Annotated in this window: 10 protein-coding genes; 5 read left to right on the top strand and 5 right to left on the bottom strand. The window is 37.3% G+C overall.

The features are described 5' to 3' along the window. Positions 1–260: 260 nt before the first annotated feature. Positions 261–731 (top strand): hypothetical protein, encoded by a 471-nt coding sequence (locus VP97_RS04905; protein ID WP_050180573.1) that lies wholly within the window; start codon positions 261–263, stop codon positions 729–731. A 228-nt stretch (positions 732–959) separates the two neighbouring features. Here VP97_RS04905 and VP97_RS04900 read toward each other — a convergent pair whose 3' ends face one another. Further along, positions 960–2,645, bottom strand: coding sequence for a methyl-accepting chemotaxis protein (locus tag VP97_RS04900; protein WP_050180572.1), 1,686 nt, complete (start codon positions 2,643–2,645; stop codon positions 960–962). Between the two features lie 500 nt (positions 2,646–3,145). On the opposite strand from VP97_RS04900, the gene VP97_RS04895 reads away from it, so the two are divergent. Next, positions 3,146–3,487 (top strand): hypothetical protein, encoded by a 342-nt coding sequence (locus tag VP97_RS04895; RefSeq protein WP_050180571.1) that lies wholly within the window; start codon positions 3,146–3,148, stop codon positions 3,485–3,487. Positions 3,488–3,909: 422 nt separating this feature from the next. Here VP97_RS04895 and VP97_RS04890 read toward each other — a convergent pair whose 3' ends face one another. After that, positions 3,910–4,365 carry an SRPBCC family protein gene (locus VP97_RS04890; RefSeq protein WP_050180577.1) on the bottom strand — a complete coding sequence of 152 codons (456 nt, stop codon included), beginning with the start codon at positions 4,363–4,365 and terminating at the stop codon, positions 3,910–3,912. Positions 4,366–4,706: 341 nt separating this feature from the next. Continuing rightward, on the bottom strand, positions 4,707–5,669 hold the full coding sequence (locus VP97_RS04885; RefSeq protein ID WP_050180570.1) for a DUF3221 domain-containing protein: 963 nt from the start codon (positions 5,667–5,669) through the stop codon (positions 4,707–4,709). 216 nt (positions 5,670–5,885) lie between these two features. On the opposite strand from VP97_RS04885, the gene VP97_RS04880 reads away from it, so the two are divergent. Continuing rightward, a complete protein-coding gene (locus VP97_RS04880; protein WP_050180569.1) occupies positions 5,886–6,260 on the top strand; it encodes a hypothetical protein in 375 nt (124 codons plus the stop codon). Between the two features lie 668 nt (positions 6,261–6,928). Here the strand turns inward: VP97_RS04880 and VP97_RS04875 are convergent. After that, positions 6,929–7,423, bottom strand: a complete 495-nt coding sequence (locus VP97_RS04875; protein ID WP_050180568.1) for a hypothetical protein — start codon at positions 7,421–7,423, stop codon at positions 6,929–6,931. A 401-nt stretch (positions 7,424–7,824) separates the two neighbouring features. On the opposite strand from VP97_RS04875, the gene VP97_RS04870 reads away from it, so the two are divergent. Together VP97_RS04870 and VP97_RS04865 are read left to right on the top strand one after the other, a co-directional pair. Continuing rightward, positions 7,825–8,163: a PadR family transcriptional regulator gene (locus VP97_RS04870; RefSeq protein ID WP_050180567.1), complete on the top strand. Its 339-nt coding sequence runs from the start codon at positions 7,825–7,827 to the stop codon at positions 8,161–8,163. Then, positions 8,164–8,505, top strand: coding sequence for a DUF1048 domain-containing protein (locus VP97_RS04865; RefSeq protein ID WP_050180566.1), 342 nt, complete (start codon positions 8,164–8,166; stop codon positions 8,503–8,505). Positions 8,506–8,716: 211 nt separating this feature from the next. Here the strand turns inward: VP97_RS04865 and VP97_RS04860 are convergent, their stop codons facing one another. Then, complete coding sequence (locus tag VP97_RS04860) at positions 8,717–9,313, bottom strand: hypothetical protein (RefSeq protein ID WP_050180565.1); 597 nt, start codon at positions 9,311–9,313, stop codon at positions 8,717–8,719. Positions 9,314–9,397: the final 84 nt, after the last annotated feature.

The following is a 9,397-nucleotide window of genomic DNA, read 5'->3' as shown; positions in this document are numbered from 1 at the left end:
CTATATTGTTTTATGCTTTTGCATTGGATTTGTTAGTCAATATTAAAATTGATAAATTTTTACTTATAATAAATGTTTTTCCTCCCTTGAACTGCTCCGTTAGTTAAACAAAAAATCTATATTATCCTCGGATGAGCCATCTTTTGAACAAGTTATTGAAAAGCCTATTACTTAACAGGATCGTTCAACTATTGAGTTGTTTATTCATATAAAAACTAATTAGATATGTTACGTTAAATACAATATAAGGAAGCAAGGGAGTGATTTTAATGAGGCGTTTTTTCAAGGCGTCTGCCTGGGTATTTTTCATTTTTTTATTATCTGGTTGTATAGGAGAGAATTACGATTTCACTCCACCTAATATTGAATTGTATGTCAATAACGGCAACGCTTCAGCTGAATTGAAAGATATAGTAGAAGCAAATGTAGACTGGATTGGGGAAGAAAATAAACCATACCAAAAAGAGGTGAAAGACATTTTATTGTTTGCAAAAAAACAAAAGAAAATGATTCTTGGCTCTGGATACAATGGAGATATTATCTTTGACCATGAGGATTTTGAACTTAAAGAGATGACTGTTTTTGTTTGGAAAGAGAATGAAAAGCAAAAAGTAGAATTAAAAAACCGCACCATGTTTTTTCCAAATGAAAAAGGCGACTATGTATTAGAAATAAATATTGAATCAGATAGTGGAACCGCTCAATACGTCGGTAACCTTGCTATTGAATGAGAACAATAAATTACATGCATTCAGGCAATTTAAATTAATCAACAGCTTTAGTCAATGGCTGCCTAACTATATGGATGTGATATTCGGCAAAACGTAATTTATTTTTTATTTTAAGGGCCAGTTCAAACATTAGTTCTTTAAGCTGTCTTAGTAACTCGCCATTAGGTAAAAATCAAACTGGTAATATAAAAAACATGCTCCTAAGTATCCCTTTGGAGCATGTTTTTTTTAAACTTTAAACCGGGCAGCCATTCCCTGCAATTCTTCAGCTAATTCAGATAATGAATGGGACGCATTTGAAATCTCTTCTATAGAGGCCAGCTGCTGCTCACCAGCTGCTGCTGTCGTTTCAGTACTTTCTAGTATATCTTGCGCACCCCGGGCCATAACTTTTATTGTTTTCTGAACTTCTTCAAATCCATTTGTGATAAACTTGCTCCCGGCTGCTACTTCTTGTATTTGAATGGTTACCTGCCCGATTAAAGCTAAAATTTCGTCAAAGTTTATAACCGTTTCTTTAGAAAGAAGAATTCCATCATTCACATTTTCCCTGACAAGCTGAATGTTAGAAACGGTCTCATTCGATTCACTTTGGATCGTTGATACAAGGCCATGAATATCGTTTGCAGATTGATTGGTTTGGTCCGCTAATTTCCTAACTTCTTCTGCAACAATCGCAAATCCTTTGCCGTGCTCTCCTGCTCTGGCCGCCTCGATAGCCGCATTTAGTGCAAGTAAATTTGTCTGGCTGGATATATCCGTAATAAGGGTTGAAATCTCCTTGATGGTTGTAGCACTTGAGACCAGTGAATGAACTCCTTTATCCGCCTTATCCACAGATTGATGAATGGAATGCATTTGTTCAAGCATTTCTTTTACGGAATGGGCGCCGCTTTCTGCTTGTGTTCTCATATTTGATGATACTTCGGCCACTTTTGATGTATTTGCAGTTACGGAAAGAATGCTGTTAAGCGAATCCGTTACTGCCTTAAGACTGCTGCCTGTCAACTGGCTTTGCTCACTGTTACAATGTGTGATTACTTGCATGGTGGCAGAAATGTGTTCTGAAGTATCCTTTGACTGTTCGGCACCAGCTGACAATTCTTCAGAAGCCGCGGCCACTTGTTCAGATGATGTTCTAATTTGAGTGATCATATTTCTCAAAGATTCCATAAAACGATTGAAAGAATTGGCCAGCTGGCCGAATTCGTTGTTGCCCGACACTTCTATTTGATTGGTTAGATCAGCATCGCCTGAAGCGATTTCTTTTAATTGATGATTTACATCCCCTAAAGGGATTAAAATCGCTTTTAAGAGTTGTGCGCTTAAAACAATACCCACTGCTAACGCAGCAAGGGATAAAAGAAAAAGAGTGGCTTTACTAAAATCGGAATCACGATCAACGGTAGACTCGATACTCGATACCTCTTTGTTAAGAGCCTCCACAAATTCGTCTACCGATGGGTCCAACACTTCTTTTCGCAGTGTCCTTTCCTCGCCAAAATGCAGGTTTTTTGCTTCTTTGGGATCTATCTTATAGATACTGACCACCTGTTGATTTATTTCCCACATTTTATTGAAGTTTTCTTCAATTCCCTGGATACTTTCTTCGTATTTCTTTTCGTGGGTCAGGCTTTTGATTTGTTCCACTTTTTTATGGATATCCGCTGCTTTTTCTTCCATGCCTTCTGCAAATTGGCTATCGCCTGTTATAATAAGAGCTCTTTCATCATTTGATAATCCCGCCAAGCGGTATTGAATGCCAATGATTGTTTTTTGAATCTCCATTTTATCCTGCAGCAAACTATTTCTTTCTGCCATTGTATGAATGATATAAAAAGCAAAGCTCGCTATTAGCAGAATTACTGCCATAAGAATGGATACGGTCATAATTAGCCGTGTTTTTATTTTCATTCTCTACCCTCCTGAATAATATAGAATTTTAGAACGTGGATACCTCTATCATATCGGCTTTCTGCCCTACAATTTAAATATGAAAATGTATAAACATACAAATTAGACTTCCATCCTTTTGGCAGCACGTTATGCTGTTTATTTCTTAGAAGAGGACCAAAACATAAAAGGAATATATTTCTTTACTCGTGAGGAGAACGGCTTTTTCCTATGTTCTTTGCGATCTGCATTCAATTCTTCGTCCAGCAGTGCCTGATAGTTAGACGTTTCACGTGCACCACCTACTATCTACATATTCGCATCATCTATTTTTCACAAAAAATCACCATTAACGTTAATAGAGTCTAATAAAAAGGGTACAGATCGCTTTTATCATTCACTGAAAGTTTCGGTCAACTGCCTAAGCAGGCATAAGTGTTGTTTAATCGGGTAATTACTTCAACGGGAAATGCGGTAAAATAGCTAATAAAGATACTTACCTATCCCTGGAGGTTGAAATGATGACTTTTGAAGAACTTATCCAAAACAAGCCAACGTTGGAATGGAAACAAAGAATAGATGAAGACGACGATCTTTTCACTGATGAAAATATTAATGCAACGAATGAAGTTCTGGATTTTTACATCAGCAGTTTAAAAGAACTTGGAGATATGCCAACAGAGAAAGCTATACTGGAACGTGTCAAGGAAGTTGTTATTAGATTAAATGAATTAAACGACAAATATGATTACTTTATTGAAACGATGGAAAGAGAGGAATTGGCTGAATTTATTGAGGAGGGTGCAAAATTAGCCGGGTTAGAATCTGAAGAGGACATAACTGAAGAGTGGAGAGAATGGTAACCTCAAAAGGCTGACCAAAGGAGTGCATAACAATCAATAAAATGAAAATATTTGATTTTAAGAACAGCTGGAAAATGATAATGTATCACATAATGAAGGCTTTTAATATAGAAGCACAGTTTCGGTTGTTGATTACAATAATGAAATGACTGCTAGGATTCCATTTGAGGAAGGTCAGATCGACTTTCTTCATTTTGAATTTGAATCAGATCAATCTTATTTACGGGGTTTAATAAAAGAACTGGAAGCTATTTTAGCCGTCTATTCCGTTATAGGAAAGTCTTAAATGTGCGAGTAAACGGGACCAAATTTATATCCTCACCAACAAAAGCTTTATTGAATCAACAGTATCAGCCAGCTGCCACTTGAACTAAGAGCAGCTTGTTTTATTCCTTCTGCAACTAATCCTTGTTTAGAGAAGATTAATCGATATTTTCGGCGATCTTTTTCAGTTCTTTTGCACGAGAAATAATAAATGCTCTCATATATTTTTCTAAAAACAACTTATCGGCTGCAACGCCCATTAAACCAAGTGGCGATTTATATTGGAATGTATCTCTCATGATGGTTCCTCCTGCTGCTTCAATAAACTGATGGGTATGAACAAAGGATTGGAAAGCTCCCTTCACCATAATATCCACAAACTTATAAGGTTTTTCCATTACTGTCACTTTGGCTGTCAACCGTTGTTTAATACCAAAGTGAATGGCTTCCCAGGTAACCGTATCTCCCTGTTCTAATAACCCTTTTGTCACTCCACCAATGGCTCTTTCCTTTGTTTTAGCAGTCGTTTGCGTATGAATATCCACATTTCTTGCAAGGTCAAAGCATACTTCAACAGGTACTTTAATAAATTGCTGATGCTCAATAACAGGCATATTTTGTTCTCCCTTCATAAGCACTTACTCACACACCTATAATGATAATTTGCCGTAGTTACTATTAGCTGCTTCTTGTTCAACTTACCGCCCGACAGTTTAACGTGAAAATTCATAGTACCCTTTGACAAGCCTTTCCTTGACCCAAATATTGAAAACGCCTTTTACTTAACAGTTCAGTTTATTGATGACTAAACTCAAGCTGCCGCAGCTCATCTTCATGAACGAATTGCTAATGAGAAGATCGCTCTTTTAGAACGTTGTAAAGCTTATTGATATCCGGCTACCACTCAAAATGTAAGCGGCCCTATTAATATTTAGCATAGAGCCGCCCCATCAAATTACTTTTCTTCAATTTTTATTTCTAGGGCCGTTCCGCTTAAAGGCGACGTAAAAAATACCCAATCCATCGTTACCGTCACTTTTTGTCCAATCTGGAGTGACGATTTCGTTTTTTCATCTATTACTTCTAAACCAATACTATATCCTTCACTGTCGTACTGTTTTCTTAAATATGCTTCTAGTCCCTCATGGCTTTTTCCTACGATTTCTTCTTTTGTAATTTGGTCCATAACCCTTATTGTACCTTCATCTTTCCTAACGATATAACCTTGTACCACAGCATTTCCTTCTTCCAAAAGCTCAATTTCAACTGCTGTGCCCTGCGCAGGATTGGTATACATTAAATCAGAATAATGGGTAACTTGTACTTTTTGTCCCGTTTTTAATGCAGAGGTTTTGTTTTTATCAATTGCTGCTATATCGAATATCGTTCCATTCTTCTTGTCACCTGGCTTTGAAGTAATCCAGATAGACGTGGTGTTTTTACTTTGAATATATCCGGTGGTTGTAGATAAATCTTCATTTGATTCAGTTTTTTCTTTTAAAGCAGCTTGCTCTAATTTTTGTACGACCTCTACCTTTTCAGCTTCTACGGTAAGAATAGAAGGCAAAGTGGTAGCTTGTTTGGTGTTCCACCAAACGTTTACCTTCTCTCCTTTTTTGATTTCCTGAAAATAGTTTTGATCATTGATGAACCAGACAATATTCTCATGGTTTTCATTTTTAGCTACGCTATCATAGCTTGCTTTTAAAGCATCCTCTTCTGTGATACCTTTTACAATTAATACTTTTTCTCTTCCATCGTCTTGAAACCCTTTTTCTACAACATGGCCTTGGAATTTTTCTAGTGTTTGTTTATCCGAATCTGTAGAGCTAGTGGCCTTGTTTTTTTCATTTGAACAAGCTGCCAATAAGCAAAGCACGGTGATTATACTCAGAAAAAATATATAAGCAGTTTTCAAAAAAACATCCCCTTTTACTCATTATAACTAGATATCACTTATGAAGCAGTTAACTTTTTCATTAATATTAAGTCCTCTTTATAGGCGAATTGTTAATTAGCTTTACTTGTTACTCATTTACCAAACAATGGTACAACAGAAAAATATGCCATTCATTAGAATCAACTGTTCTATTTAAAAATAAGAGTAAAATAAAAAAGAAATGAGGTTGGAACAATGCAGCTTTTAGTAGCAACCTTTTTATTCTCCCTTAGCTTGATACCGTCCGGTTGCAGCGGATCGGCCAAAACGGATTCAACTGAGGGAGAGCTGTTACTAATTGATGATGAATTGTTGCCGGAAGAAGATTCACGTCATCTTCAGTCTCATACTACGATCCTTGGTGGCGATGCTGTTCGCCTGAATGAACCAGCTAAGGTCATTGTGACTTATGAGATTTGCCAAAACGGAGAAAGGATCCAGCTAGCCAATGCCTTTTCAAGTAATAGTAAAGATGAGCTCATCGCTTTTTCTGTGCGTCCGTCAACCAATCAGGCAGAAGGACTCACACTCACCACTTCCACCAACAGTGGCGCTGCTATATTTGATTGACAAAAACCTGCACAAGAATATAATGTAACGACTTATAGCACATTATTTATCAACAAAACGCCGCTCCTCCCAAGCCATAAACAGGCTGTCTGGGGAATAATCTTAACAGATGAAGATAAAGCTTCCTTATCAGAACAAGGCATTAGGGATTCAAAGTGGGGATTGATTATTTACTTTGAAAGAGATGAATCTAAATAATTCGTTGAAAGAATAACTTAATCAATAATATCGGTCTGCTGTTGATTAGCCTATTTCTCTGACTGAATTGAACTATAGCTCCAGAGCCGAGCTTTAGAAGCTGTTCAAGCATGAATAGACAACATTAGCAGCGGAAAAAGCTGCGGAACGGTAAAGGCAGGGATTGAGCTTATCTCCACCTTAACTGGAACGATTCACCATTAGAAAAGACAATGGAATCTTTTTAAATAGTATACAATTTTACTTTTAAGTTCTTACGAAGCTAGTTTTTATCTGAGACTTCGTAAGGACCTATTTTTTCACACATAAAAAGAAATTCTTTTTTTAGAAAAAAATATAGTGGGGACATCGGGATCCAAACTACTTGCTTTTATATCGAGTAAATACTTTGCAGGTAAAGCGTCATTATACCATCACTCTGGTTAACGGCTGCTTTCTCCTATGGATGGACTGTTGTTCATTGGATAGATTTAAAAAAGCAGATATTTTAAACTTTCTGCATGCTCTTTACTTAGCTCTCCGTAGCCTTCTTTTTCTTTTCCACTGCGGAGAGAGATACTTCCCTCTTTCATAAGAAAAAATTCATAAAAAGATAAAGCTTCCGTCCTGTCCTCTTCAAATGTGTAAAAGAAAGTAGTGATTATCGCCCTCTCACCTTGAATATCCACCATTCTATTTGGCTTCCATTCGACTTTTTCCAAGGCTTCTCTTATTGTATCGAAATCTGTTTCCTCCAAAATCAAAAACTCATTTTCTGATTTTGGATACAATTCTCGTACCTCTACTCTCGTCAATTGGGTGAAATGAAATTTCTTATGCTCTTCAACTGCATGTCCAGCGATAAAGAGTACAATAAGGAAAATAAGAAAATGAACAAGGTTCAGTTGTAATAAACCGTCCTCTAAGCATCCAATTAAAAAAAGAATCATCACGCCGATAAAAAAATAAACCATTCTCTGCTGCAATTCACTTTCCTCCCGAAATAAATTCCATAATAATACATTTTAGTTTATCACAGGAGCTTCAGGTTTGTTGTTTAATTTACTTCTAAATCCATCCTTCTTTGTTTGATCTGACGCAACAGTATTCATCTGGAGGCAAGTCTTGTCCATTTTAAATGAGATGACAATTGATTGAAACTGTTAAGTAAAAGGCTTTTCAATAGCTTACTGAAAAAAAGACTCATCCAAGGATAATCTAGATTTTCTTATTTAACTAATGGGCGGGATTGTTCAAGAAAACAATAGCTTTTTCATCATTGACAGATGACGCTACTACGTGATACTATATACCTGTAATAAGTAATACTGAATAGCAGTGGTACAAAGTACTAAAATATAAGTGAAATACAAATGGAGGAAAACATTTGGAAAATATCACGGAAATGCTGAAAGGGGTGCTTGAGGGCTGCGTGCTCGAAATCATTAGCCGTGGTGAAACTTACGGGTATGAAATCACGCAGCAGCTTCGAGAACTCGGCTTCACCGATGTGGTTGAAGGCACAGTTTATACCATTACCATGCGGCTTGAGAAAAACAATCTGGTGGACATCGAGAAAAAAACATCTACTAAGGGACCGCCGAGAAAATTTTACACACTCAACGCAGCAGGGCAAGAGCAGCTTGAAATTTTTTGGGGAAAATGGGACTTCATCTCAAGTAAAATGAACGAACTCAAAACTAATAAAGCCAAAGGAGAGAAGTAAATGAATATTTTCGAAAAAATTATCGGAGGTCTGGATGACAAGCGGGAATGGAGGGCAATGGAGGCACGGGCGAAGGCACTTCCAGTTGAGTACCACAACGCTTACAAAGCGATTCAAAAATATATGTGGAGTGCTGGTGGTGGCCCTACCGACTGGAAGGACAGCAGCCGTATTTTTCATGGCATTCTCGAGCTCTTCGAGGAAGGAGCAGCGGAAGGCAAGAAAGTCACTGACCTTACGGGCGAGGACGTGGCTGCTTTCTGCGACGACCTGGTAAAGGATGAGAAAACCTGGAAGGATAAGTATCGCAAGAAGTTAAACGATACCATTGGGCGAGGCTAACAATAAAATCCTAATGCTCGGGTCCAATGAATTTCATTAAATCGAGGCTATAATTCCAAACTTACAAAAGTTTGCGAAACAATGTACTTTAACCCACGGAAAAAGAACAAATAAGGAAATGTACTTGCTCCTTTATTTGTTCTTTTCATGAAATGTCAATACTGCCGTTTAACCGTTCCTCATACATTAAAAGTGATAATGCTATTTTTTGTTATCCGACTATCTTTTTTCGTAATTCCATAATTGGAAATAGCCCTTCTTTTTCGCTTAGCTTTTGCAGTTCGATGCTATTTACTTTTGTGGCGGCATCATACTCACCAAGCACCGAATCCATCATAATAAATACTGCCTGGTCGTACACCATGTTATCCGGGTCAAAATCTTTTATAAAAAATTTAAGATCTACTAATTCTGTTTCCGGGTTGAACAGATAGTCAAAATACACCTGTTCACTGGTAAGGGTTATGCCATCAATAGATACTTCACATTCCTCTTGGGACGGCTGTCTAAATGCAATAATATCGAAGTTTTGTAGCTTCGGTGCTCTATCTACTAATTCTATTACAGACGGAAATACTTCCTCCAAACCATCCGCACTGATAATAAACTCTCTTTTCCCACTTACCAACTCCGCACTGAATTCAAAGACAAGTTCTTTGTTTACCTTATGCAATTTTGTCTCAAGCTGCTCAAAAGAATTCTCTAATTGCTCTTCTGACAGGTCGTGATATGCCTGCTGCGACTCTTCGAACCACTGCCAAAACAACGCTACTTGATCTTTTTTCTGAAATAACCTTCTTATTGGCATCCTCTTCATCCTTTTCACGAGTTTTTATGTTTCATCATAAATCTGGCTATTTGTTCTGTTACTCTTTCCACGTTTTCACAAGCT

The sequence above is a fragment of the Domibacillus robiginosus genome (genome assembly GCF_000966195.1).
GTDB classification, from domain to species: Bacteria; Bacillota; Bacilli; order Bacillales; family Domibacillaceae; genus Domibacillus; species Domibacillus robiginosus.
The sequence above is the reverse complement of the archived record's forward strand: the minus strand, read 5'-3'. Positions and strand labels throughout refer to the sequence as shown.